Source organism: Agrobacterium sp. 5Ca50, assembly GCF_055381905.1.
Genome location: NZ_AP026438.1, coordinates 430,838 through 457,085, shown reverse-complemented (window position 1 = coordinate 457,085; position 26,248 = coordinate 430,838). Strand labels below are relative to the sequence as shown.

The following is a 26,248-nucleotide window of genomic DNA, read 5'->3' as shown; positions in this document are numbered from 1 at the left end:
GGGCGTTTTCAGATCACCACGTGAGAGCCAAGTTCAACAACCCGGTTGGCTGGCAGGCGGAAATAGTCCGAGGGATCAGCGGCTGTTTCTGCAAGGCCAATAAACAGGCGGTTCTGCCATGTCGGCATTTCGGAGTTTTTATCTGGCACCAGCTTGCGACGTCCGAGATAAAAGGAGGTCGACATGATATCGAACTTGAAACCGGCTCGACGCAGATAGGCCAATGCCTGTGTGACGTTCTGGGTTTCCATGAAGCCGAAATGCAGCTCCACCACAATAAAGCGGTCGCTTAACCGCCGCATGGTGAAGCGTTCCACCTGACTAACACGCGGTTGGTCTTCCGTGCGAATCGTCAGGATGACATTCTTTTCGTGCAGGACGTGATTGTGCTTGAGATTATGCAGCAGCGCTGCAGGAGCGGTCTCGGGGTCACCGGTCAGGAAAATCGCCGTGCCGGGAATACGCAATGGTGCATGCGCACTTTCCTTCTCGACCGAAGCCACGAACAGTTTAAGCGGCACATCGGTGCGGCGCGTCTTGGCAAACAGGATTTTCGAGCCACGCTGCCATGTCCACATTATAATAGTGAAGACAATGGCAAACATAACCGGCACGTAACCGCCATCATGAACCTTCAGCAAGTTGGCGCCTAGAAACACCATTTCCAGCAGGAACAGTGGCAGAAGCACCGCAAGTGCCAGCCACAGTGACCAGTTCCAACGGCTGCGCACAAACTCAAAGAACATCAGGCTGGTGACGACCATCGCACCAGTGACCGAGATACCATAGGCGGTGGCCAGTGCATCTGAGCTCTGGAAGCTGAAGACCAATGCGATAACACCCAAAAGCAGAATGGTGTTGACCGACGGCAGATAGATTTGCCCGGTATTGGTTTCCGAAGTGAACAGGATTTCCATACGCGGCAGGTAACCAAGGTTGATGGCCTGTCGAACAAGAGAGAAGGCGCCGGTGATAACGGCCTGACTGGCAATAATGGTTGCCGCCGTCGCAAGAATTACCGCAGGCAGCAATGCCCATTGCGGGAACATCAGGTAAAACGGGTTGGACATGGCCTCAGGTGTTTTGAGCACAAAGGCGCCCTGCCCGAGATAGTTCAACGTCAATGCCGGAAAGACCAGCAGGAACCAGGCAAGCTGGATAGGACGCCGACCAAAATGCCCAAGATCCGCATAAAGTGCTTCGGCACCGGTAACGGTCAGGAAAACCGCGCCCAAAACGACGACGCCCAGAAATCCTTCTCGCAGCAGGAACTCTGCTGCGTAGAGCGGATTGAACGCGGCAAGAATTCCAAAGTCATCCGAGATGTGCATGACACCAACGCCACCCATGACCAGAAACCACAGGACGGTGATGGGACCGAAGAATTTCGCGACTGTGCTGGTGCCGTGTGACTGGATGGCAAACAACCCAACCAGAATGGCAACAGAGATCGGGATGACAAACTCATCCATGGCAGGTGTGACGAGCTTGAGGCCCTCAACGGCCGAGAGGACCGAAAGGGCTGGTGTGATCATGGCGTCGCCAAGAAATAGCGCCGCACCCACCAGTCCAAGGACAATCAGTGTTGCCCGTCTGGAGCCGGCCGTCTTCATCAACATGGCAAGGAGGGATAATGTACCGCCCTCGCCGTCATTGTCAGCACGCAACAGCAGCGTCACATATTTAAATGTCACGATGATCGTCAAAGCCCAGATCATCAGGGAAATCAGGCCGATGATCTCGATCCGGGTTACGCCGTCCTCGGCGATTGGCTTCAGGGCTTCCCGGAAGGCATAAAGCGGGCTGGTTCCGATGTCGCCATAGACGACACCAACGGAACCTAGGGTCGCCGCCAACAAGCCTTCCGCAGACTTTGTTTCGCTGTTTTGGCTATCGTTAACTTCACTTCCAAATCCGTGAGACATGTCACCTCAGGCTCGTCAGAGCCACCCCTTCCAGCGGAAAAAGAGAAACGGAATTACTGCCGACAAGAGCATTACACACACCGCAACCGGGTAACCGTAGGTCCAGTCTAACTCCGGCATGATGTGAAAGTTCATTCCATAAATGGACGCAACCAGAGTTGGGGGCAGGAAAACGACCGACGCGATCGAGAATATCTTGATAATGGCGTTCTGCTCGACATTGATCAGGCCAAGTGACGCATCCAGCAAGAACGACAGGTTGCCGGAGATAAAGGACGCATGCTCCGAAAGTGATGGGATATCACGACCAATGGAGCGGCAAAGCTCCTTTGCATCCTTGTCCTGCTGAATTGCCGGTACGCTGAACAAAAATGTCTGCAGGCGCGACAATGACATCAGGCTATCGCGTACTTTTGAAAGCAGGCGATGATAGGACGCAATGTCGCCCAAACGGTCTTCCAGAAACCGTGGCGCCTTGCGTTTGACCCTAGCCTGACTTCCAAAGATGCCTGCCGAAAGCTGATCAATGCCGGCTACGGATCGTTCGAGAATTTCCGCAGTGCGGTCGACAATCGTTTCCAGCAATTTCAGCAGGAACTGAACGCCGTTGCGCTGTTCGCCTGAAACACGTGAAATGGCGGCAATGAACAGATTGAAGGATTTCGGCTCAGCATATCGGATGGTGACCAGTCTATTTCCAGCCAGAATGAAGGCGACATCCGTCAACTGGGGCACATCGGTTTCTGCCTTGCAGATCAAAGATGCCGTCATGAAGACATTGCCGTTATCAATATAAAGACGGCTGGACGGTTCAATATCTTTCAAATCTTCGCGGGTAGGAACCTCTATGCCCAGCAGAGTCTCTATATATCGCTCTTCATCCTGAGTAGGATTGAGCATGTCGATCCAGATTATATCGGGATATAGCTCCGCAATCGGCTGTTGCGCCGAGAGGGTTACTGCCTCGCAGGTCGAGCGATAGGCATTGATCAATCAGTTTCTCCGGTTTGCAAATCTGACTGTCATCAGCCTGCCGCCAAATCGTTCATTATCATGATCCGGGCGGAGGCGACAAACAAATGATTGCAGCAAGCCAGAACGGCAGGGGATAAAGTTAAGCCGCCCTACCGCTCTGTTTTTGTTCAAGCCTCGGACGCCCTGATCCAACGTCTGAACGGCGCAGGCATGTGCCCGTAAACGGTTTTATAATCAAGCGCTATTTATCGGCTCACAAAACCGGAGTGTTATTCAAACACGATTTTTGGTGCAGCCTTGCCACTTCCAGCCTTCAGCGTATCCCAGACACGCAAGGCAATATCGCGGTAGATTTTAGCAACCGGACCGTCCGGCTCCATCGCAACGATTGGCGTTCCAGCGTCGGACATTTCACGGACCGAAATGGTGAGCGGCACTTCACCAAGGAAAGGAACATTGATCCTTTCAGCTTCTGCCTTGGCGCCGCCATGACCGAAAATGTCATAGCGCGCGCCAGTATCCGGCGCGATGAAGTAGCTCATGTTCTCGATAACACCGAGCAGCGGAACCTCCACCTTGCGGAACATGGTGATGCCTTTGCGCGCATCGGCTAGTGCCAGATCCTGAGGTGTCGACACGATAACTGCACCGGACAGCGGAACCTGCTGCGCCATGGTGAGATGTACGTCACCTGTGCCGGGTGGCATATCAACGACCAGCACGTCCAGCTCTCCCCATGCGACTTCGCGCAACATTTGCAGCAATGCCGACTGGACCATGGGACCACGCCAGATCATGGCCGCTTCTTCATCGACCAAAAAACCCATCGACATGGTTTTAAGGCCGTAATTTTCCATCGGCACGATGGTACGACCTTCCAGCTGTTTCGGGCGACCGGAAATTTTCAGCAAACGCGGCAATGAGGGCCCGTAAATATCGGCATCCAGAATACCGACTTTCAGGCCGATCGATTGAAGGCCGAGCGCCAGATTGACGGCGGTGGTGGATTTGCCCACCCCTCCTTTGCCGGATGCGACCGCCAGAATGGCACCGATGCCGGGAATGCCCGCCTTGGCAGGAGGCCGAGGTGCGGGTGGACGCAAACCGCCGACGGGAGGAACCGGCCGCGATTGCGCAGAGGAAGATGGTTCGCCCGCCTTCTTGTCAGCCGTCAGGGCCACCATAACAGAGGCAACCCCGGGTATGGCTTTGACCAAAGTTTCAGCCTGTTTTCGCAGTGGCTCCAGCTCTTCTGCTCGTCCGGCGGGCACGGAAATGGAAAAATATACTTTGCCATCGGTGACAAAGATTTCCGAAACCATTCCCATATCCACGATGTTCGAGGGGCCGCCCGGCACCTGAACCTTCGCAAGAACTTCGAGAACTCTATGTTTTTCGACCTGTGCCATGACTGCGCTGCCTTCCGGTTTCCAGCGTAGATAAACACGTCCGGGCCATTCGCCAATGCCCGGATTGCACTATCCCTGACATAGATCAAAGATCGTTGAAGATTTCAAACCGCTCCGGATCGAAAATCCGGCCATCAAAAAACATGTCTGGACCCAAAACGAGACCCGAACGAGAGGAGCCGACATGAACCGGCTGGCGCAATGTTCCCTCCATTTTCAGATTGGCGGATGGTACATGCGCAAATAACGGTTTTAGGGCCTTGCGAAAAATATCCGGCCGGAACGCATCTCGCACCGCCTCGCATGTCGTGGGGTCATCGGCCAGTGTGGCCGGGCAATCGCCCCAGCGCATCATCTGGTTGAAGTACCACAGCGCCTGACTTTGCCATGGGAAATTGGCCGCCTTGCCACTGGTGACAAAAAACTCCTCGATTTCCAGCATCTGCAGATCGGATATCGACAGAAAGCCGGTGAAGGACGGCAGGATAAGATCACCATCTTCGCCCAGATATTTTGGTGCCGCCAAAATGCCGGTCAGTTCCTCGATATTGCTGGCATTGGCGCACCACTGGCCGGCACGGTAAAGGGCGCGCAGCAAGGCTTCCAGATGCTGCATATTTTGTTCGGCCCAGCCCTGGCTGACGGCAAGCACCCTTTCCGGAGAGTTGTGCCAGATATTGGACTTGGTGGTGGCCATAAAGCCTGTGCCATTGAGGATAGACGCACTGCCAAATGGCTCCGGCGCATAAAACCCGTCAATCGTGCCCTCTTCCAGAAGATAAGGCATGGCCTGTGGTGACGAGATAACGATGCTGACGTCGGTCGGCACCGCGATGCGACAGTGTGCCAGCATGTAGCGCAGCTCATACCACGAGGTGGCGTATCTGCTTTCAACGGCAATCTTTAGAGGTGTTGCCAGACCTTGCGCTCTTCGGCGTCCGCACAGGCGCGACAGGGCAATGGATAAAGTGGACGGGCTCAAACCGAGCGCGCCAGCATCCTCCAGACGTTTATGCAAATCCGGAGAGACAACCAGACTGGCACCGCCGAGCGACAGCGTAAAGGGTGCAAAATACCCTTTGGGCATACCAGCCAGTTGCAAAGCAGACAAAACGGGGAATGTTGCAGGCAATTGACCCAATGACAGTTCGTCATCGCGCAGGGCTTCGACAATATCACCAACGAGGTTTTTACGAACGAGTGAAAGGCGGATGCCTTCATCCGCTGCAAAACCCTTCTCAGCTGCAATCGCAAGAATTGCGCTATCGACGGAAGGAGAAAAACCAACCGAGATATTGGGGTTGTCCGGCAAGCACGGGTCCTCCTGACGAATCGTATAGAGGATTGCGCATGGCGCGGCAGATAACAATCACCAAACAGCAAAATCGTCTTATTTTATAAGACCCACGCGCAACGCTTTTGCTACAGCCTGGGTCCTGTTGACGGTATCCAGCTTTTTGGTTGCCCGGTTGAGGTAATGATTGACCGTGTGCTCGGAGAGAATGAGGATTTCCGCAATCTCAGCGCTGGTCTTACCAGCAGCGGTCCAGTTCAGGCAATCCAGTTCCCGGTCCGTCAATGTGTCCGGTACGCGGTTGTCGAGGCGTTTGATATACGCCAACCGGTCGAAGATATGGGTGGCAATATAGGAAATTTCGGCAATTTCCTGATGCGAGAACGCTTCTCTGTTGCCAGAGAAGGACACGGCACCCCGCGCCCCAGAAACGTCATGCGCCGGACACCATATGGAATTTAACATTTCGAAGCGCTCAAACAGCGCACGCACGACTTTTGTGGTTGCCGGGTCTTCTGTTCGATTAAGAAAGTCAGCATCAACGAAAAAAGGAACAGTCGATTTTTGCAGCGCCGCCATGACCGTGCTGCCACGGATGAGGCTTTCGTTGTCATAGGACTGCAGCAGTTCGGCCGGCCAATTGGTGATAATCGTATATTGCGATAATTCAAGTCCTGCCTGGGTGGGCAAATTGACGACCATGAATGCCTTCATACCCCAGGTTTCCGTCAGATTTTTCAAAAAGCGGAAAACATCAAATTGTGTCTTCAGCGCTTCGATCTCAGTGACACGCTCTGCATGCGTCCTGACAGGTCTATCGTGTTCAGACATGGACATTGGGCTTTTTCTTTAGATGGATAAAACAAATAGACCGGCTTCAGAAAACGTGGTTCGAGTATCTACCCAAGACCGCATTTTTTTACAAACCGTAGTTGAGCTAAAAAACCACAACCGCGCCGTTTGTGTAACCCCACAAATTGAAAATCAATGACCTAACGGGATGATGGAGATATTCTGACGGATATATCAGTTGCAATTTTATCGGCGATTTCACAAACAACCGGCGCGAGCTTTTCAAGATGCTCAAGCGTCAATCGATACGCCGGACCCGTGACGGAAACTGCCGCTGCAAAGTCATGACCGGTACAAAGAATTGGCGCTGCAACACAGTGGATACCGTCCTCATGTTCGGCCAGATCAAAGCCAAATCCACGGGCTCTTATGGCATTGACCTCTTTCAGCAGCGCCTCACCATTTGTTATGGTGCTGGCTGTAAATGAACGAAATTGAATATTATCAACGATTTGCAAGAGCCTCTCCTGCTCAAGCGTGGCCAATGCTGCTTTGCCAACCCCGGTGCAAAAGACGGGTGATGCATTGCCGATTTGCGAGTGCATGCGAATGGCACGGCTACCCTCCACCTTGTCCAGATAGATGACTTCAGTGTCGCGCAGCATACCGAGATGCACTGATTCTCCGGTTACCGCCTGCAATTCTCGCAAATAGGGTGCGGCAACACTTCTGAAATCATTACGGGCCCATGCCTTGCCGGCAAACTTCAAAAGCCGCATGCCGGGCACATAGGCCTGATGGGCGTCGAGTTCCAATAGCCCTTCCTGCAACAAATGGGTCAATTGCCGGTGAACAGTGCCGCGCGGCTGCCCGACAATGTTTAATATCTCGGTGAAACGCAAAGGCTCGGGCGCCATCACAACCAATTCCAGCAGAGCCATGGCCTTGCCAAGTGTACCGGTTGCTGATTCTTCCCCGGCTGTGTTTACTGATGATGCGACATTATGGTCGGGCATTTGCCTTGATATCCTTGGCCGCAAGCTTGACAGCTTGCGAAAGAGCGACGAATAATTCCATTTAATTGAACATAGTTCCAAATAATGGAATTAACAAGACTTCAGGGATTGAATGTCTATGGCGAGGAACGATTAAGATGCAGCGGCCCGGTTTTTCCGATCTGAAAGATGCTGGCGTTCTGATTTCCGGCGGAGGCTCCGGTATTGGTGCGGCGCTGACTGAGGGATTTGCCCGCGCGGGCGCCCGAGTGACGTTTCTCGATATCGCCAAGGCGCCGAGCGAAGCCCTGGCAGCAAGGCTTTCGGCCGAATGCAGCCATCCGGTGAATTTCGTCCATGCCGACTTGCGCAATATCACTGAAACGAAAACAGCAATCGATGAAGCTGGGCGCAAGGCCGGTTCGTTTCGCGTGCTGGTCAACAATGCCGCATGGGACGACCGTCATGACATCGACACCGTGAATGAGCACTATTGGGACAATAATCAGGCGATCAACCTGAAACAGCTGTTTTTCGTCACGCAGGCTACCCTTCCCTATCTGCGCAAGGAAAAGGATGCGGCGATCGTCAATTTCTCATCCATTTCCTTCATGCTCAACATGGGTGATCTACCATCCTATGCGGCAGCGAAGGCTGGCATCATCGGCCTGACGAAAAGTCTCGCCGGACGGCTTGGGCCGGAAAACATTCGGGTCAATTGTATCCTGCCGGGCATGATCGTGACGGAGCGGCAAAAGGAACTTTGGCTCACCGAACAGTCAATCGAAGCGACAATGGGCAAGCAGTGCCTCAAGCGCGTCTTGACTGCAGAAGATATTGTCGGCCCGTGCCTTTTCCTATCTTCAAAGGCGGCAGGGGCCATTACATCACAATCTATTATCGTTGACGGAGGAATTTTCTGATGGCGCAACCCGCATTCGTAGCCGTGGACTGGGGAACCACCAGTTTCCGCATGTGGCTACTCGACAAGAGCGGAGCCATTCTTGCTGAACGACGCAGCAACGAAGGTATGACCACGGCAGCCCGCACCGGCTTCGCCGAGGTACTGAACGCACATCTGGCGGCGACGGATGCGCCCGACGATATTCCGGTGCTGATATGCGGCATGGCTGGTGCGCGCCAAGGCTGGATCGAAGCCGGTTACGTTGACGTACCCGCACAAATCGAAGACGTCCTGAAGGGCGCTGTTCGTATTCCGGGCGAAAGCCAGGACATTCGTATTCTGCCGGGTCTTGCCCAGCGTGCAGAAACAGCACCAGACGTTATTCGCGGTGAAGAAACCCAACTGCTTGGCGCATTGGCCTCCGATGAGGTCAAAAACAATTGCCTCGTCTGCATGCCCGGAACCCATTCCAAATGGGTGACCGTGCAGGACGGCACCGTTGAAGGTTTCTCCACCTACATGACCGGTGAGCTTTTTGAAGTTATCGCCAAACATTCGATCCTTGCTCACGCCGTTTCGGAAGGTGAAGCAACGACGGGCGAGAACCCTGAATTTATAGCTGCCGTGCGCAAGGCAGTTGAGAACCCGCAGATGGCGACACACCATGTGTTCACTGTCCGCTCCGGTCAGCTGCTGCATGCACTGTCCGCCACCAACGCCAAGGCACGCCTCTCCGGCATTCTGATCGGTGTTGAAATTGCCGGTGCCCGTTCACAGGTATCCAGTGACACGCAGGTTGTTCTGGTCGCATCCGGCGGACTTGGCGAACTCTACAAAGCCGCATTGGCGGCTCTGGACATTTCCTACACGCTTATCGATGCCGATGCCGCCGTACGCCACGGTCTTTACGCCGCCGCTACGACCATCTGGCCGAATTTGAAAGGTTGATACCCATGCGCATTCCATTTCCATCCATAAAATATCCGCTGGTCGCCATTCTGCGTGGCCTGAAGCCGGAAGAAACCCATGATGTGGTCAGCGTTCTGATCGAAACCGGTTTTCGCGCCATCGAAATTCCGCTGAACTCGCCAGAGCCGTTCAAGTCCATCGAGATAGCTGCAAAGCTTGCCCCTGCCGATTGCCTGATCGGTGCAGGCACCGTGTTGAGCGTTGACGATGTAGAAAATCTCGACAAGGCTGGCGGCAAGCTGATGGTTAGCCCGAATGTCGACGTTGAGGTTATCACCGCCGCACGCGAAAAAGGCATGGTGACATTGCCGGGGGTACTGACACCAACCGAAGCACTGCTGGCCGCCAAGGCCGGTGCAACCGGTCTGAAGTTTTTCCCGGCCAGCATTATCGGCCCCGCCGGTATTGTTGCCATCCGCACAATTTTGCCAAAGGATCTGCTGATTGCAGCCGTCGGCGGCGTATCGGACAAGAACTTCTCCGATTACACCAAGGCAGGCATCACAGCTTTTGGCCTTGGCACAAGCCTGTACAAGCCCGGCCTCACGGCTGCGGAAGTCAAGGAACGCGCCATCCTCACCATCAACGCCTATGACGCTGCGATCAAGGAGGCATAATGGCGACCCTACATCCTTTCACAGGTAAAGTTCTCGACGAAACTGCACTTCAGTTGGGTGAAGGCCCGACCTATGACGCGGCGACCGACACTGCATGGTGGTTCAATATTCTTGGAAAAGAGTTGCATGAATTGCACCTCGCATCCGGCCGAAAGAGCGTTCACAAACTCCCCTTCATGGCCAGCGTTCTGGCCAAGGTGGATGATGACCGTCAGTTGATTGCATCCGAAAATGGCCTGTTCCTGCGCCAGATCGCAACCGGTGAGTTGACGCTGCATACCGATTTCGAGCCCGGAAAACCCGCAAACCGCTCCAATGATGGACGCGTGCATGCCTCAGGTGCCCTGTGGATCGGCACGATGGGTAAATCAGCTGAAGACGGCGCTGGCGGCATTTATCATGTTGCCAATGGTACTGTGACGACGTTGTTTGATAATATCAGCATCCCCAACTCCATCTGCTTTTCACCGGATGGAGCAATCGCCTACTACACCGACACAAGGTCAAACAAGCTGATGCGTGTTGCGGTTGATCCCTCGACCGGCCTGCCGACGGAGAAGCCATCCGTTCTGGTTGACGCGAGCGATGACGATGCTGGTATAGATGGATCAGTATGCGACAAGAACGGCGATATCTGGAACGCCAAGTGGGGTGCCGGGCGCGTTGCCCGTTACAACGCCAATGGACAGTTGCTTGAACAGTATTCCGTACCGGGTCTGCAAACCACATGCCCGGCGTTCATCGGCAAGACTGCAAATCGGCTCCTGGTCACGTCAGCTTTTGATGGCATGGCGGATGCAGGTCTGTCGCCTGATGCCCTGCAGGGTGCAACATTCGATCTCGGTATCGACGTGAATGGCGTTCACGACTTCGCGTATCGACTCGCCTAAAAGAAATGAGCGGCGGAACTGTTTCCGCCGCTCAAATTCTGATTTTACCCGGACGTTTTCAGGCGCCCACTGGTGCCAAATCGCGGAAATTGTCGCGCAGATAACGTAGTGTTGCATTTGCATCTGCTGGGCGGCCAAAGAAAAAGCCCTGCCCCATTTCGCAACCAAGCCCACGCAGTTTTTCAGACTCGTTGCGGTTCTCAATCCCTTCAGCAACGACCTCGAGATCAAGACCATCACACATGGCGACGATTGCCTTGACGATGTGTTCCGACGGGCGATCCGTTGAAATGCGCGACACGAAGGCACGGTCGATCTTGACCTTGTCAAAGGTGAAGTCCCGCAGACGGCCAAGGCTCGACTGACCCGTTCCAAAATCATCCAGTGAAATACGCACACCGGCCTGCTTGAGGTCTGAAATGATTTTGGTCGCCGTTTCAGCAGAGGTCATGACGGCGGTTTCGGTAATTTCCAGTTCCAACCGGCTGGGATCGAAACCCGCGCGGCCAAGGATGGAGAGAATATTGTCTGCAGTGCCCGGATCCATCAACTGTGCCGAAGACAGGTTGAACGATAGGAACAGGTCGCGTGGCCAGGAGAGTGCAGCCTCAACTGCCTTGCGCAGCAGCGTTTCCGACAGTGCATCGATAAAACCGCGTTCTTCCGCCAGTGGCACAAACACGGCTGGAGATACAAATCCAAGATCAGGATCGTGCCAACGCGCTAGGGCTTCAAAACCAATGACCATTTCATCGGTCAGGCGAACGATAGGTTGGAAATGAACTTCAACGGCATCGGTGATAATGGCATTACGCAACGCCTGTTCCAGCTGCGTCGCCCGCTTCATTTCCTGCGCAATTTCGCTGGAATAGACTGTGATCTGCCCGCGACCACGGCGTTTGGAACGATACAAGGCAGTTTCGGCGCTTTTCAGCAAATCTTCGAATTCCTGCCCCGCAAAGGGATAGACGGCAAAACCGAAGGACGACGATAGACGCACATTGCGGTCCCCTAGATCATAAGGCGCCGACAACACATCCTTGATCATATGACCAATGCGTTCGGCGCCTGTACGCTCGAAGACAAGCGGTAAAATGAATGCAAATTCGTCACCCTCGTGGCGGGTGACCGTCGCACCATCGGGGATACAGGCTTTCAGGCGATGGGCGACCTGGCACAAAATTTCGTCACCGGCAGCCGCACCAAACAAGTCATTTATTGGCTTGAAGCCGTCAATATTGGCAATACCGATGGTAAAGGGAGCAGGATCACTGGCGCGTTCCGCAGCAAGCTGACGCACCTTGTCTCGAAGGCGATAGCGATTGCCAAGACCGGTCAATGGGTCACTATAGGCCATGGCCTGCAACTCATGCTGACTGATCTGCGGGTAGTTTGCTTCCGCCGACTTCATGTTCGCGTCCTAAGAAATCTGCAACGATTTAGCGCACAATGATGGCTATGTCTTAAGAAACATATAGCGTATATTTAACAATGGTTAAATACCGACGATTATCGCTGGCCCGTACCTGGCCGACCATCATACACACATATCGCTACGCATAGCGGTGCTGCTGGAAGGCAAAAATCGCCTGAGAACGGTTTCGATCATGTCCGGGCTGACCGGCTTGAGAATCATATCATCCATGCCGGCATCAAGGCACGCTCGGCGATCACCATCAAAAGCATGGGCGATCACACCGATCAGCGGGATCTTCTTACTATCGCCTTCGGCGGAGCGAATACGTCTTGCCAATTCAAACCCGTCAAAGTCAGGCAATGTCGCATCAACCAGCAACAATGACGGTGAATGGGCGTCGATCATCCGCAATGCCTCTTCACCGGAGCCCGCGACCTTGTAGCCGACATTCAGGCTTTCGAGGATCTGTGAAAAAACGATCTTGTTGACTTCGTTGTCCTCGACGACAAGCACATCTATAACCGACGTCTGGGTCTTGGGGCGAGCAGTCTTGATGGCATTGTCCGCTGCGGTTTCCTTGACGCTGGATAATGTGTTGACCTGCGATGTCGTGGCCAAGAAGTTATAGATATGGCGGACAAGGTCTTGCTGGATCTGGAACGCATCCAGTGTCAGCACCGACAGCCCATATTGCTTGGCAATATCAAGGCTGGCGTGGCTCATGTTGGAATCAACAACCACGAGATCGATTGCCACACCTGATGATGTCGCGACATCAAGGAAGGTCACCTGCTCGTCAAAACTACTGGCTGCCGCATAATCCGCTTCGACACAGGCAAAGACGTGCGAGGCATTATCCCGCACGCCCTGATCTGGCGACACGAAAAGAATGCGGCATCCCTTCATGCGGGCGGCGAAATCCGGCTCCTCGCGCTTCTCAACCGGCCTGCCCTTATGCGATGTTTTGACGAAAGGCAGGTGCCTCATTCCCGGCAGAACCGGTTCACCGGTTTCATCGGTCACGGACAGAGCCGTGACATCTTCCATTGTTGTGACCAGGAAATAACGGCCGGGTTTGCCCACACGCTGCTTGCGTGTGATCAGCAATGCATGTTCGCCGTCAATTTTGGTAAGGTGTTCGGGAATCGTACTGCTTTGGCCGGTCTCCAGAATCCGGCGATCCATCGCATCGATCCGGCTTGCCAGTTCATGACTGTGAATATCAAAAACCGTGCGGCCCAGCATTGCTTCCGGGCCGACTTCCATCATATCGCAGGTCGCCTTGTTGACGGCGACATAGGTCAGGTTGCGGTCCTTGACGACGACCGGGAACGGAATGTTGTCCAGTATTTCCTCGGTCAACTGCAACCGCTCGAGATCAGCGCGCCATTGCTCCTCGCGCTTCTTTTGTTCGGAGACATCTGTGATCACACACATTCCGATGCCGGATGGCAGCCGTTTCTTGACGTAACGATACCAGCGGTCGCTACCGCGTTTTTCAAGATGTTCGGATTTTTCTTTCCAGTGGGCGGCAAGCCGTTCGGCGATCCATTCCTCACGGCTGCTCTTGCGGCCTGAAGCGATATTCTGACTGGAAACGTCCTCACAGTCATAACGTGTATTCAGGAAGTCCCGCAGGCGCATACCAACGAAAACACGTTCTCCAAGCGATGGCAGATAATTGGTAATGTGGCGACTGACGAAGGTAATGATGTCGTTTTTGTCATACACAATGACGGCGGTCATCAGTGCATCACACACGGTTTCCAGCAGTGATATTTGGATGTCTACGTCTTGCGACGTCACATCAGTCATTGCTGCTCCCCACGCCTATCCTCCAGCCACAAGGGCATTCCGAAAATTGATAAAACAACTGATGTCGAGCACGGGGCCGTTACTGTTGCAATCGCTGAGAAAACATACCGGGCAGACCTTGAAACAAAGCACATATTACAAATTGGCGACCCTCCGGTTGGCCACCCAATGCTTTGACGGAAATACTATCCCGTAATCATTTCAAGTCTTTGCGAGATTACAGTTTTTGTCTTAAGCGTTGCTTAATGGCCGGGTTTCATCCGTGAATAAGGCGCGGAAAACATACGATTTCTCTTTTCCCATCACAACAAATCCACGACAATAGAATCATGTCCATAAAACAGCTTTCAGAAACGCTCATCAACCAGATCGCCGCTGGCGAGGTTATCGAACGACCGTCCAGCGCGGCCAAGGAATTGATAGAAAATGCTATCGATGCCGGTGCGACGCGTATCGAAGTTGCGACATCCGGTGGCGGCAAAAGCCTCATTCGCATTACCGACAACGGCACTGGCATGAGCCCTGACGATCTGGCGCTCGCCATCAAGCGGCATTGCACCTCCAAGATCTCGCAGACACTGGACGATATACGTACACTCGGCTTTCGTGGCGAGGCACTGCCATCGATCGGTTCGGTGGCAAAGTTGACTATTACAAGCCGCCAGCATGGCTCGGAACAAGGCTCCGTCGTTGCCGTAACTGGCGGTAAAGTGGCAGATGTCCGTCCTGCAGCCGCCAATGTCGGCACCGTCGTTGAAGTGCGTGACCTGTTTTTTGCGACCCCTGCCCGTCTGAAATTTCTCAAAAGCGAGCGTGCGGAGACGGCTGCGATTACTGAAACCGTCAAACGCATGGCGATTGCCTTCCCGAATATCCGCTTTGTCCTTTCAGGTACGGACCGGTCCACGTTGGAACTGCCCGCGACTGGCAGCGATGCGCTTGCACGCATGGGCCAGATCCTTGGTGTGGAATTCCGGGACAACGCGATTGCAATCGATGCGGCACGTGAGGATGTTGCGCTGTCCGGTTATGCCGGTGTGCCGACCTTCAACCGCGGGAACTCCGCCCATCAGTACATGTTCGTGAATGGGCGGCCGGTTCAGGACAAATTGCTGCTGTCTGCCATTCGCGGTGCCTATGCCGAGACCATCCCGCATGGCCGTTATCCGGTTGCGGTGCTCTCATTGACGCTCGATCCGGCACTGGTGGACGTCAACGTGCATCCGGCCAAGTCCGATGTGCGGTTCCGTGATCCCGGACTTGTTCGTGGCCTCATCGTCGGTGCGATCCGTGAGGCGCTTTCGCGCGAAGGTGACCGCGCCTCGACAACGGCGACCAGCGGCATGATGAATGCGTTCCGTCAGGGTTTCCAAGCCGCTCCGGCAGCCAGAGCGCAGGCGGCAACCGCGTGGAGTGCTGCTGCATCACCATCCCGTCCCTTTTCCTATCCGCCATCCGCTGGCTTTGCAGAGAACACGCAAGCCGAGTTTCTGGACGTCACAGCACCTGCAGCCCGACAGGAAACGGCAACGGTTTTTGCCGAGCAGCCAACTGAAAGCATATCGAGCGCGCAATACCCACTCGGTGCAGCCCGCGCACAAATTCACGAAAATTACATCGTTGCGCAAACCGATGACGGACTGGTGATTGTTGACCAGCATGCGGCGCATGAACGTCTGGTTTTTGAAGAAATGCGCAAGGCGCTGCGTTCACGGCGCCCGCCATCACAGGTGTTGTTGATACCTGAAATCATCGATCTTCCGGAAGAAGATTGTGACCGGCTGATGGAGCATGCCGAAGGTTTCGACGCTTTGGGGCTAGCAATTGAACGTTTCGGCCCCGGTGCCATTGCAGTGCGCGAAACACCTGCCATGCTCGGCAAGGTCGATGCTCAAGGCTTGGTGCGCCAGTTGGCGGATGAAATTGCCGAATGGGACACTGCATCAACGCTGAACGGTAAGCTGGAGTATGTTGCCGCGACAATGGCGTGCCACGGTTCTGTCCGTTCCGGTCGTCGTTTGCGGCCAGAAGAAATGAATGCGCTTCTGCGACAGATGGAAAACACTCCAGGCTCTGGCCAGTGTAACCATGGGCGGCCTACTTACATCGAACTGAAACTGTCCGATATTGAGCGGTTATTCGGCCGAAGCTGATGCTAAATGCTGGTATTTCATACCTGCAACGATTATTGGATAGAGATGATCGGACCTGCAATTGGCAGTGCTTGACCTCACGAAATTGAATGGAGACAGCGGATGAACCGGTTTGAAGGCAGCGGCAGCCGCGAAGCAAAGATCAAATATCTGGATGGTGATTTTCAGATCGTCACCAATGGATCTTATGTGACCTGCGCCATGACAGGGCAGCAGATCCCCGTCGATGAACTGCGTTACTGGAGCGTTGCGCGACAGGAACCGTATGTCGATGCCGCTGCATCACTGGAAGCAGACAAGATTGCAGGCATTTTGCCGAACCAGAAGCGCCCGACGGCCTGATTATCGTCAGTTGCCCTTGAGCACACGCGTGCGGCAGTTCTCGATTGCCGCATGAATGATATCGGAAGCCGTGTTTGGGTCATCAAACACCATTTCGATTTCAACGACTTGGCTCCGCTGCAGCAACTCTTCTGCCTTGCCGTGAACACCCTTCAAACGCACGAAGTCCTTGGCGGTCGTGACCAGTTGCAGCTGCTGTTTGTCAGCGAGCGCCAGCAGATCGGAAATCTCATCCTCTTCGAACGTATGGTGATCGCTGAACGAGCGACGCTCGACGATATTGCCACCGAGACTTTCGACCGTTCTGTAAAATTTATCGGGATCAGCAATACCGGCATAGGCCAGCACCCGTTTGCCGACAAAATCGGGGGGCACAACCGGCTGAATGGCAGAGACATAAATCGTCTTGCCCGCCCTTGCCGCTTTGCGAACCAGCGGGTCGGCGGCGTCGCCAGTGCCCACCTTGAGAATGGCGGACAGCTGCTGCATCTGTTCCTGGATTGGCGCACGCACAGGCCCTGACGGCACAAGGCAACCATTGCCAATGCCGCGCACGCTATCGATCACCACAAGCGCATAATCCAGCGTCAGACGAGCGCTTTGAAAACCATCATCCATGATGATGAGATCGGCGCCTGCCTCCATCAGACGACGTGCACCTTCGATTCGCCGCCGTGAGATGACCGTCATGGCGTGGCTGACCAGCAGAAGCGGTTCGTCACCGACATCGGCGGCGCGATGATGCGGTTCGACTAGCGTCGTGACATCCAGCGTTCCACCGTATCCACGGCTGAGGAAGCCAGGTTTCAACCCGTTTTCGACCGCAGCTTTGGCAATTGCGATAGCGGTGGGCGTCTTGCCGGCACCACCGACCGTAAAGTTACCGATGCAGATCACCGGAACAGGCACGGATGGCCGGTTCTCACGGCGCATTCTTTTGCCCGCAATCCAGCCGTAAACCCATGAAACGGGTTTGAGTGCATATGCCTGCCAGCCCGGTTTTTTCCACCAGAAAGGCGGCGCTTCCGAAATCATCTCTCGCTCCTGCCGAATACGCTGTCTGCCAATATCCGATTGAAACGATAAAATATACTAAAGTGGCAAAACGTTAGCCCGGCTTACTGTTTAAAGCGGGTTAGATTGCAGCCCGTTGCGGCAAAAGCGGCTCTAGCGCGGTGATATCGGACAGGCAATAGTCGCTGTCGTCACTGAGGCTTTGCGGCGAGCCGGTTCCGGTGAGAACGGCAACCTTCAAGGCCGCCCCGGCGCTCTTTGCCATATGCAGATCATGATTATTGTCACCGACCACGGCAACCTGCGACGGCGACAGTTTTACCGCCTCACAGAAACCGAGCACCATACCCGGCTGTGGTTTGGTACCAAATCCACTGTCATAACCGGCAATAAAATCAATGTGCTCTTCAAAACCGAAACGGCGCGCCGTTTCACGGATCGAGCGCTCATTGTCGCTGGACGCGATACCGAGGCGATAACCGCGTTGGCGCAGGCGCTCAAAAAAAGCTCGCAGATCCGTGACCGGAACGGAATGGGCAGCGGCTTCGGTAAACAGCGTGTCCAGGCGTTTCGTCAGTTCTTCCTGATCGCAAGGGGAGCCAGCCGCGACCAGACCGGCCGCGATTTCCTGCGTATTGCCGGCCGCCAGCAAGCTATCCGGCATGACCTTTCCGCTGACCGGGTCCATGCCGCATGCCAACAGCAGCCTGTCTGCCAGTTCAGGATCGTCCATTGAGGCAATGCTGGCCAGTTCCCGGTTTACCGGGCCCCAGCTTGCGTCATAACCCAACAGGGTTCCGTCCTTGTCGAAGAGGATACCGGCAATCGACTGTGTGTCTTTGTTCACGGGAAAGCACCAATTTTAAAACATGTTACCGGAAACCCGACAGCTGTCCCGCTGTCAGGCCACGGCACATCATCATGATGGAAAGCAACGTGGATAAACAGGCTTCGATGCGACATGCTTTGGTGGATATCAACCGGCAGCCACATTTCTTGGCATCAGCTTTGCAGTCACGGTCAGCGGTGCGATGTAGGGTTCAAGGCCCTTAATCGTCGAGGACAAGGCGCCACGCATTTCCTGAATGACCCGGTCGCCCGCATCCATCATCTTGTAACGCTCGTTGTCGTTGACCATCAGATAATGAACGGCCTTGGCCAACATTTCGACGTCACGAATGATACGTCCGCCACCGGCCCGCAGCAGCTTTTGATAAGCCTCACGGAAATTCTGCACATGTGCACCGGACAGCACAGCGCAACCGAGCATGGCCGGTTCCAGCGGGTTCTGGCCACCCTCACCGGTCATCGAGCGACCGACAAAGGCGATTTCCGTCAAACGAAGATAAAGCCCCATCTCGCCAATGCTGTCACCGAGGAATACATCCGTTTCCGGCGCAATGACATCGTTGCGGCTGCGACGGGCGACAACCAGCCCCATTTCCTTCAGCTGCGCTTCAATGGCGTCGGCACGGTCAGGGTGGCGCGGAACGATAATCGACAGCTGACCATTGCGCGCCTTGATGGCGTTATGAACGGTGCCGGCAATCTTCTCTTCGCCTTCAAAGGTCGAGATGGCCGCCCATGTCTTGCGGGTGCCAATCTGCTGACGATAGCGATCCAACAGTTCCTGATCCACTGGCGGCGGATCCGTGTCGCCCTTGAGGTTACCTGAGGTCATCACCGGCCAGGCGCCCAGATCACGGAAGCGCTCGGCATCGAGATCCGACTGCGCGATAACCAACGACATCTTGTTGAAAATCGTTTCGGCAAAATCGGCATGCGATTGCCACCGGGCGAAGGAACGGTCAGACATGCGGGCATTGACGCGGATTTGCGGAATGTGGGCCTGTTCCAGTTCCATCATCGTCACTGGCCAGACCTCAGACTCCGCCGTGATGGCTGCATCCGGATGCCAATAGCTGATGAAACGTTTTACCGCGATTTTGATATCAAGCGGCACATATTGGTGAATGACGTCACTACCAAGTCTGGAGCGGCACAGCTCTGCCGACGTCACGGTTCCGGTTGTCAGCAGCACATGAATTTCGCGTTTGCGGATTTCGCGGATCAACGGAATAAGCGCCATTGTTTCGCCGACGCTTGCGGCATGAAACCAGATGAGCGGGCCTCTAGGGCGCTCTACGCTGGCATAACCGAAGCGCTCCAGCTTTCGGCTTCGGTCTTCCTTACCCTTGATCGCACGATAGGTAAGGTAGGGACCGGCAAATGGATAGGCTGCCATGCCTGCCAACCGGTAACCGGAAAGTGCCACCCGCGCAATTCGGCTTTTCATGACGGTATGCCTTCGATCCGTGCGCCCAATGGTGCCATCCCCTTGTCAGGTGTTTTCTTGAACTTTCTGTCTTCTCGAAATGCGTCAATAATTGAGCCGACATGAATCTTTTGTTCATTTGCGGCAAAAAACTTTGGATGCGGCACGGATGTTTTTACACCCATGCCGTGCGATTCTACGATATATATTATAGCATAAATCGGGGTCTTTAAGTCTAAACCCGGTTATTTCGTGGTTTGTGGATCAAGAAGTCTGTGCATATGCACTATAAAGTAGCGCATGTGAGCGTTATCCACAGTCTGCTGCGCCTTTGCTTTCCAAGCTGTAAGTGCAGAGGCATAGTCCGGGAAGATACCAACGATATCCAACCCGTTCAAATCCCGGAATTGCACGTCTTCAAGACTTTCAAGCTCGCCGCCAAAAACGAGGTGCAGAAGTTGTTTTTTTTCACTGGATTCGGTCATTTTCTTTTATCTCTTGCCATGTGATCTGGTCCCTTTCCTGTGCGGGATTTCCGCCAAAAGGTCAACCATTACCTGCCTTCACAAAGCGTTCAGAAGACCGCCAAGCGCTCCTTCGCTGGCTGCACATAATGACGGATGACTGACCACCGGCTTGTTGTAAACGATTGGTGAACCATCAAGGTTCACAAGGCGACCGCCGGCACATTGCAGGATAAGATCTGCCGCGGCCAAATCCCAGTCATGTGAACCTGTGCGTACCAGCGTTCCATCGATACGGCCATCGGCCACCATCGCCAGACGATAGGCGAGCGACGGCACATGTTTAATGCGATTGATGGTCTGAGCAGTGTTTTTCTGCAGATCCGCCACGACATCTTCCGGGGCTGCAATATTGAGCACCGAGGACGGAAATGACACAGTAATCGCCTGCCCGTTTCTTTGGGCGACACCACCTTTAACAGCCAGAAATTCTTCCCCGAGCGCCGGTGCAACAAGAACGCCTGCGACCGGCAGTCCGTCGTGGACGACAGCGACGCTGACGCACCATGTGGCGAGACCAGAGATAAAGGCCCGTGTGCCGTCGACAGGGTCGACAACAAACGCTGTCTTGCGGCTCAGACGATCATGACCGTCTTCGGTTTCTTCCGAAAGCCAGCCATAATCTGGCCGAGCTGTGCGAAGAACCTTTTCCAGAACAGCATTCGCCGCATAATCCGCCGCACTGACGGGAGAGCGGCCTTCATTCTTCCACCAGACCTCAGGCTTATTACCGAAGTAACCGAAAGCGACCTCCCCTGCCTGCCTTGCAGCAGCAAGAATAAGGTCGAGATCGGCCTGCCAGTTGTTTTGCTCTGCCGTCATTGTTTAATCGCTATCTGCTTTGCCGTATCAGCGGCCGGCAAGCGTCATGCCCTCAATGGCCAAAGTGGGCGCTGCCACGCCGTATTTGCGGTCGACATCATTGGCTGGAGTGACACGCATGAACATGTCCTTCAGATTGGACGCAATCGTCACTTCCGATACCGGGAACGACAATTTGCCATTTTCAATCCAGAAGCCGGTTGCTCCACGGCTGTATTCACCCGTGATCATATTGACGCCCTGACCGATCAGTTCTGTCACGTAAAAACCGTTGCCGACGCTTGCGATCAGCTCTTCCGGCGAAACGTCACCCGGTTCCAGCGCCAGATTGGTCGAGGCAGGGCTAACTGTGGTGCCACCACGAACGCCGCGCCCGTTGGTCTCGAAACCGCCAATTTCCTTGGCTGCCGATGTGGACAAGAACCAGTGCTTCAACACACCGTCCTCAATCATGACAAGACGTTCGCCGCGGACACCTTCACCATCGAATGGACGGGAAGACGAACCACGCACGATTTGCGGATCATCGGTAATAGACAGGCCGCTTTTCAGAACCTGCTGTCCCATCTTGTCACGCAGGAAACTGGTCTTTCTGGCAACTGAAGCACCATTGATGGCACCGGCGATATGACCGACGAAACCACGCGCGACGCGTGGATCAAAAACGACGGTGACGTTTTTGCCCGTATCGACCTGACGCGGGTTCAGGCGTTCAACCACCCGTTCACCGGCACGACGACCAATGTCCTGTGCACTGTCGAGATCAGAAAAATACAGGCGGCTGTCGAAATCATAGTCGCGCTCCATCTTCGTTCCTTCGCCAGCGATAACACTGACGGAACGGCTGAAGCGGCTGCCCATATAGCTTCCGGCAAACCCGTGCGAAGTGACAAGCACAAGACCGCCCATGCCGGTAGAGGCGCCGGCGCCGGATGAATTGGAAACACCCTTCACTGCGAGAGCGGCCTCTTCCATGGCCAGGGCTGCTTCCTGCAAGGCAGCAGATGACACTTCGGTCGGATCGAAAAGATCAAGATCCTCATATTGACCAGCAAGGCGTGCTTCGTCCGCCAGGCAGGCGAAGGGATCTTCTGGTGAAACCTTTGCCATGGCGACAGCACGCTCGGCCAAGGTTTTCAGGTCAAAGCCTGGATTGGCAGAAACACTTGCGACCCGGTTGCCGACAAAAACACGCAGGGCGAAATCATCGCTTTCCGAGGACTCGGTATTTTCAACCTTGCCAAGACGCACGCCAACAGAATGGGAGCGGGAACGAACTACAACAGCGTCGGCCTTATCCGCACCCGCCTGTTTTGCAAGGTCCACCAACTGGCTTGCGCGATCAATGAGAGCGGAGGAATTGATTTCAGAGGACATTATTTCGCCTTTCGTTACGCTCCATTTATTGACCGGTGCGCCTATCATCAAGGGTAAAGGGAGAACTCGGTCGCAAAATCAGGCAAAGAACTGAAGCTACTTTCAAAGCTCGCACAGATTTGACGGGATTAAATTCGCCCTTCCCGACGGCGATGGTACAATTCGATCTGCGTTTCGATCTGCCGTTTGAGATCGTCCTTCACGGACGCCGTTTCTGCCAGAACCTCTTCAGCTTTCATAAAATCCATGACGCGGAAACGGTTTACCGGTGGACGCAGGAAGATATGTGGCGGATTGAGCTTCAATTTTGCAGCAATGGCAGAATGCATCATCAACTGGCTTGCACCGAACAAGCTATCGATACGGCTGGGAATTGTGGTGCCGTCACCTTCCGGTCCGCCCACCACATCGACACCGATCACAATATCGGCATCATCGAGAAGCGGTTCATAGGGAACGGGATTGAAGATGCCGCCGTCGATCATCACCCGGCCGTTGACCCGGACCGGCATGAACAAAGCCGGGATAGCTGATGACGCAGCAAGTGCCGTGCAAATGTCGCCCTCTGTTACCACAGCCTCGCACTGGCCGTAATAATCCGTCGTCACCACCTTCAACGGTGTTGGCAACTTGTCGAATGTCTTCGGAATCGCCTGAGGCAGCAGGGCATCAAGGATAAGTTCCAGATTAAACTGGCCGAGACGAAAACCATCGACGGGATGGCGCATGGTGGCGGGCCCGAGGCTCCAAAGACGGTTTGCCACGCTGCCTTTTTTGCCCATCAGGTCGATCGTATAATGGCGGATATCCGCGCCTGTCATTCCGGCGGCGTAACCAGCACCAAAAATCGAGCCGATTGAGGCCCCGGCCACGGCGACTGGCTTCAAGCCCAGCTCATCCAGGGCTTCGATGATGTTGATGTGGCAGATGCCACGCGCGCCACCGCCGCCAAGGGCAATTGCAAATCGTGGTTCGCTATGGGTAAGTGCTGGTTGCGAAGGTGTGTCCTGCATTTCGAGAGCGTCCTTCACAACAACCATTACATTCCTGTTTTCTCTTCAGAGTGAAAACATCTTCAGGGACATTGCGCACCGCATGATGTTACGGCTCGTAACGATAGAAATGCATCTTCGTATCGCCAAAGGTTCTCTGCTCCAGCGGCTTGAAGACGGGAGCAACACTGACCATGACGTCGCCACGCTCTTCGAGAATGGCCAGAGCGCCTGGCACCAACCAGCCGCCCTCATGCGCGGCAACAAAAGCCTTCTCACCCTGTCCCAGCCCATAGGGCGGGTCGGCAAAAAGCACATCGAAAGGTTCGATATTGTTGACGCTGCCAAGTTTGGTCGCATCCCGCCGCAGGATACGCGCCCGGCCGTGCAGGCCCAGCGCGTCGATGTTTTCCCAGAGCAGACCACGGCCTTCAACGCCGTTTTCCACAAAAAGCGCAATACGACAGCCTCGGGACAATGCCTCAAGGCCGACGGCACCGGTGCCAGCAAACACATCGAGAATGCGCGTGCCATCCAGTGCTTCCGGATAGGCGTGGCTCAATATGTTGAACAGGCTTTCCCGGGTCCTATCGATTGTCGGGCGAATGCTGTTTGATTTTGGGGCCGCTAAACTACGGCCACGAAACTCACCGCCTACGATCCGCATTCCGTGTCATCCCTTTGCCACCTGAAGACTTGCCGCCGGGTCCCTTGCCAGGACCTTTGCCGCCGGGTTTGCCTCCAGACCCATTACCATCGAATTTGCCGCGTGCGCCGCCTTCGGAACGTTCACCGCGCGGTTTTCCAAAACCAGGTTTGCCGTCCGGACGTCCGCCGCCAGGTTTGCCACTGCGTGGCTTGTCACCAAATGGTCGCTCGCTGCGCTCGCCACGGGCCGGGCGATCACCAAACGGACGGTCACCGCGTGCCGGACGCTCAGAACGTTCGCCACGTTCAGCACGATCTCCGCGTGGCGGACGATCGCCATAAGGTTTATCGCCGCGTGGTGGGCGGTCACCGAAAGGTCTGTCGCCACGTGCTGGACGATCACCGTAAGGCTTATCACCACGTGGTGGACGGTCGCCAAAGGGTCTGTCGCCACGGGCTGGACGTTCGGAACGTTCACCACGCTCCGGTCTGTCTCTAAAAGAACGCTCTTCGCGCGGGCGATCCCCAAACGAACGTTCGCCAGCGGGACGATCTCCACGTGGAGGCCGAGCACCAAACGGCTTGTCGCCACGGGCTGATCGATCCGAGCGGTCGCCGAATGGTTTGTCACCCCGTGGCTTGTCACTGCGTGGGCGGTCACCGAATGACCGTTCGCCGCGTGGTCGGTCGCCACGCTCACCACGGCCACGGCCTTGTTCTTCGTCACGCGGTGGAGAATCGGAGCGAATCCACTCACCCTCTGCATCTGCATGGCGCACGACGCTACGGCGTGCTTCTTCCTGTGCAGATGGCTGCTTGAACAGGCTTTCAGCCTCAGCGCGCGCTGATGTCTTGCGTGCCTTGCCATCACGGGTCGGCTTTGCACCGGGTGCCATCCAGACATTGGCAGTACGGCTGCTGCCCAAAGCAGGACGGGATGGACGGCGATCGTCGCCTTCGTTTTCGTCGCGGTCTTTCGCGCCAAATTTCGAACCGGGCTTGGAACCAAATTTCCCGGCGGGCTTGTCAGAACGTTTTGTATCGAGGCGTCCTAGCGAACGTTCACGGTCGTCGCGCTTATCGCCGGATCTTGCTGGACGTGAATTGTCATCGCCGTCCGAGCGCTTTGCCCACTCACCCTTCGCAGGACGGGCAGCTGGTGCCTCATCGTCTTCTGCACCGGCATTGTCGTTATAAAGCGGCGCTTCGAAGTTGGCGCCAGCAGCTTCAATCAGGCGTGGACCCAACTGATCGCGCAACATGCGTCCACGAACTTCCACAACCTTGCCTTCCGGCAGGTCACCCAATTGGAAAGGACCGTAGGAGATACGGATCAGGCGGTTAACTTCCAGACCGAGCGCACCGAGAACGTTCTTGATTTCACGGTTCTTGCCTTCACGCAGACCCATGGTAATCCAGACATTGTGGCCCTGCTTGCGGTCCAGCGTCGCATCAATTGCGCCGTAGAGAACGCCGCCGACGGCAATGCCTTCCTTGAGCTTGTCCAGTTCTGCCTGATCGACCTCACCATGGGCGCGCACGCGGTAACGGCGTAGCCAGCCAGTGGTGGGCAGCTCCAGAACACGAGACAATCCACCGTCATTGGTCAGAAGAAGCAGACCTTCGGTATTGATGTCCAAGCGGCCGATCGACAGAACGCGCGGCAATTCTTCCGGCAGGTTGTCAAACACTGTCGGACGACCTTCAGGATCGAAATTGGTGGTCACCAGACCGGCAGGCTTGTGGTAGAGCCACAGGCGGGTGCGTTCTGCACCACGGATCGGCACGCCATCCACTTCGATCTGATCGGCAAGTGTTGCATTCACGACCGGCGAATCAAGCTTGACGCCGTTCATTGAAACACGACCTTCCATGATCATGCGCTCGACATCACGTCGCGATGCGACCCCTGCTCGTGCCATGATCTTGGAAATGCGCTCCGGCTTGCCGACCGGCGCGTCTTCAGCTGCGACCTTTGCGGCGGCCGCCTTGTCATAGGACTGTTTTTTCGCCGCCGGCTTGCCTTCTGGCTTGCCAGGCTTGCGATCACGGTCAAATTTCTTGTCACCACCGCGCGTCGGCTTGTCTTTGAATGTCAT

General features: G+C 55.0%; 24 protein-coding genes. 6 read left to right on the top strand and 18 right to left on the bottom strand.

Annotated elements, in window-relative coordinates; translation table 11 throughout:
- Positions 1–8: 8 nt before the first annotated feature.
- From ACZ5FM_RS02160 to ACZ5FM_RS02135, 6 genes are all read right to left on the bottom strand, one after another.
- Positions 9–1,925: a potassium transporter Kup gene (locus tag ACZ5FM_RS02160; protein WP_259145791.1), complete on the bottom strand. Its 1,917-nt coding sequence runs from the start codon at positions 1,923–1,925 to the stop codon at positions 9–11.
- A 15-nt stretch (positions 1,926–1,940) separates the two neighbouring features.
- The gene (gene corA / locus ACZ5FM_RS02155; RefSeq protein ID WP_275640610.1) at positions 1,941–2,918 is read right to left on the bottom strand and encodes a magnesium/cobalt transporter CorA; all 978 of its coding nucleotides are present in this window, start codon (positions 2,916–2,918) and stop codon (positions 1,941–1,943) included.
- A gap of 251 nt (positions 2,919–3,169) precedes the next feature.
- Positions 3,170–4,309, bottom strand: coding sequence for an Mrp/NBP35 family ATP-binding protein (locus ACZ5FM_RS02150; protein WP_464039563.1), 1,140 nt, complete (start codon positions 4,307–4,309; stop codon positions 3,170–3,172).
- Between the two features lie 85 nt (positions 4,310–4,394).
- A complete protein-coding gene (locus ACZ5FM_RS02145; protein WP_259145795.1) occupies positions 4,395–5,621 on the bottom strand; it encodes a CmpA/NrtA family ABC transporter substrate-binding protein in 1,227 nt (408 codons plus the stop codon).
- Between the two features lie 78 nt (positions 5,622–5,699).
- Positions 5,700–6,440 carry a helix-turn-helix transcriptional regulator gene (locus ACZ5FM_RS02140; RefSeq protein WP_405049384.1) on the bottom strand — a complete coding sequence of 247 codons (741 nt, stop codon included), beginning with the start codon at positions 6,438–6,440 and terminating at the stop codon, positions 5,700–5,702.
- A 155-nt stretch (positions 6,441–6,595) separates the two neighbouring features.
- The gene (locus ACZ5FM_RS02135) at positions 6,596–7,411 is read right to left on the bottom strand and encodes an IclR family transcriptional regulator (protein WP_259145796.1); all 816 of its coding nucleotides are present in this window, start codon (positions 7,409–7,411) and stop codon (positions 6,596–6,598) included.
- 137 nt (positions 7,412–7,548) lie between these two features.
- On the opposite strand from ACZ5FM_RS02135, the gene ACZ5FM_RS02130 reads away from it, so the two are divergent.
- Genes ACZ5FM_RS02130 through ACZ5FM_RS02115 form a run of 4 tightly spaced genes read left to right on the top strand, consistent with a single transcriptional unit; the run spans position 7,549 to position 10,770 of the window.
- Positions 7,549–8,313, top strand: a complete 765-nt coding sequence (locus tag ACZ5FM_RS02130) for an SDR family NAD(P)-dependent oxidoreductase (protein WP_464039562.1) — start codon at positions 7,549–7,551, stop codon at positions 8,311–8,313.
- Positions 8,313–9,242 carry a 2-dehydro-3-deoxygalactonokinase gene (locus ACZ5FM_RS02125; RefSeq protein ID WP_464039561.1) on the top strand — a complete coding sequence of 310 codons (930 nt, stop codon included), beginning with the start codon at positions 8,313–8,315 and terminating at the stop codon, positions 9,240–9,242. Before ACZ5FM_RS02130 ends, ACZ5FM_RS02125 begins: the two co-directional genes overlap by 1 nt.
- Positions 9,243–9,247: 5 nt before the next feature.
- Positions 9,248–9,880 carry a 2-dehydro-3-deoxy-6-phosphogalactonate aldolase gene (locus ACZ5FM_RS02120; RefSeq protein ID WP_192487105.1) on the top strand — a complete coding sequence of 211 codons (633 nt, stop codon included), beginning with the start codon at positions 9,248–9,250 and terminating at the stop codon, positions 9,878–9,880.
- On the top strand, positions 9,880–10,770 hold the full coding sequence (locus ACZ5FM_RS02115) for an SMP-30/gluconolactonase/LRE family protein (RefSeq protein WP_464039560.1): 891 nt from the start codon (positions 9,880–9,882) through the stop codon (positions 10,768–10,770). Before ACZ5FM_RS02120 ends, ACZ5FM_RS02115 begins: the two co-directional genes overlap by 1 nt.
- 58 nt (positions 10,771–10,828) lie before the next feature.
- Here ACZ5FM_RS02115 and ACZ5FM_RS02110 read toward each other — a convergent pair whose 3' ends face one another.
- Together ACZ5FM_RS02110 and ACZ5FM_RS02105 are read right to left on the bottom strand one after the other, a co-directional pair.
- Positions 10,829–12,181 (bottom strand): putative bifunctional diguanylate cyclase/phosphodiesterase, encoded by a 1,353-nt coding sequence (locus tag ACZ5FM_RS02110; RefSeq protein ID WP_275640603.1) that lies wholly within the window; start codon positions 12,179–12,181, stop codon positions 10,829–10,831.
- 126 nt (positions 12,182–12,307) lie between these two features.
- Positions 12,308–14,002 carry a response regulator gene (locus ACZ5FM_RS02105; protein WP_464039559.1) on the bottom strand — a complete coding sequence of 565 codons (1,695 nt, stop codon included), beginning with the start codon at positions 14,000–14,002 and terminating at the stop codon, positions 12,308–12,310.
- A 329-nt stretch (positions 14,003–14,331) separates the two neighbouring features.
- Here ACZ5FM_RS02105 and mutL point away from each other — a divergent pair, with 329 nt between their 5' ends.
- Together mutL and ACZ5FM_RS02095 are read left to right on the top strand one after the other, a co-directional pair.
- A complete protein-coding gene (mutL, locus tag ACZ5FM_RS02100) occupies positions 14,332–16,155 on the top strand; it encodes a DNA mismatch repair endonuclease MutL (RefSeq protein WP_464039558.1) in 1,824 nt (607 codons plus the stop codon).
- 102 nt (positions 16,156–16,257) lie between these two features.
- On the top strand, positions 16,258–16,497 hold the full coding sequence (locus ACZ5FM_RS02095) for a DUF2093 domain-containing protein (protein WP_192487100.1): 240 nt from the start codon (positions 16,258–16,260) through the stop codon (positions 16,495–16,497).
- 6 nt (positions 16,498–16,503) lie between these two features.
- Here the strand turns inward: ACZ5FM_RS02095 and lpxK are convergent, their stop codons facing one another.
- The 10 genes from lpxK to ACZ5FM_RS02045 form a co-directional block, all read right to left on the bottom strand.
- Positions 16,504–17,532 (bottom strand): tetraacyldisaccharide 4'-kinase, encoded by a 1,029-nt coding sequence (lpxK, locus tag ACZ5FM_RS02090; protein ID WP_464039557.1) that lies wholly within the window; start codon positions 17,530–17,532, stop codon positions 16,504–16,506.
- 100 nt (positions 17,533–17,632) lie between these two features.
- Positions 17,633–18,358, bottom strand: coding sequence for an HAD family hydrolase (locus ACZ5FM_RS02085; RefSeq protein ID WP_464039556.1), 726 nt, complete (start codon positions 18,356–18,358; stop codon positions 17,633–17,635).
- 129 nt (positions 18,359–18,487) lie between these two features.
- Complete coding sequence (waaA, locus tag ACZ5FM_RS02080; RefSeq protein ID WP_250983646.1) at positions 18,488–19,807, bottom strand: lipid IV(A) 3-deoxy-D-manno-octulosonic acid transferase; 1,320 nt, start codon at positions 19,805–19,807, stop codon at positions 18,488–18,490.
- Positions 19,804–19,971, bottom strand: a complete 168-nt coding sequence (locus ACZ5FM_RS02075) for a hypothetical protein (protein WP_464039555.1) — start codon at positions 19,969–19,971, stop codon at positions 19,804–19,806. Before ACZ5FM_RS02075 ends, waaA begins: the two co-directional genes overlap by 4 nt.
- A gap of 60 nt (positions 19,972–20,031) precedes the next feature.
- Positions 20,032–20,271, bottom strand: a complete 240-nt coding sequence (locus tag ACZ5FM_RS02070) for a DUF4170 domain-containing protein (RefSeq protein WP_192487097.1) — start codon at positions 20,269–20,271, stop codon at positions 20,032–20,034.
- Between the two features lie 78 nt (positions 20,272–20,349).
- A complete protein-coding gene (locus ACZ5FM_RS02065) occupies positions 20,350–21,132 on the bottom strand; it encodes a 3'(2'),5'-bisphosphate nucleotidase CysQ (RefSeq protein WP_464039554.1) in 783 nt (260 codons plus the stop codon).
- Between the two features lie 27 nt (positions 21,133–21,159).
- Positions 21,160–22,509, bottom strand: coding sequence for a TldD/PmbA family protein (locus ACZ5FM_RS02060; protein WP_464039553.1), 1,350 nt, complete (start codon positions 22,507–22,509; stop codon positions 21,160–21,162).
- Between the two features lie 128 nt (positions 22,510–22,637).
- Entirely contained in the window at positions 22,638–23,549 is a 912-nt protein-coding gene (locus ACZ5FM_RS02055; RefSeq protein WP_409515519.1) for a patatin-like phospholipase family protein, read from the bottom strand.
- A gap of 61 nt (positions 23,550–23,610) precedes the next feature.
- On the bottom strand, positions 23,611–24,168 hold the full coding sequence (gene rsmD / locus ACZ5FM_RS02050; protein WP_192487094.1) for a 16S rRNA (guanine(966)-N(2))-methyltransferase RsmD: 558 nt from the start codon (positions 24,166–24,168) through the stop codon (positions 23,611–23,613).
- Positions 24,149–26,248 carry a pseudouridine synthase gene (locus tag ACZ5FM_RS02045; protein ID WP_464039552.1) on the bottom strand — a complete coding sequence of 700 codons (2,100 nt, stop codon included), beginning with the start codon at positions 26,246–26,248 and terminating at the stop codon, positions 24,149–24,151. Before ACZ5FM_RS02045 ends, rsmD begins: the two co-directional genes overlap by 20 nt.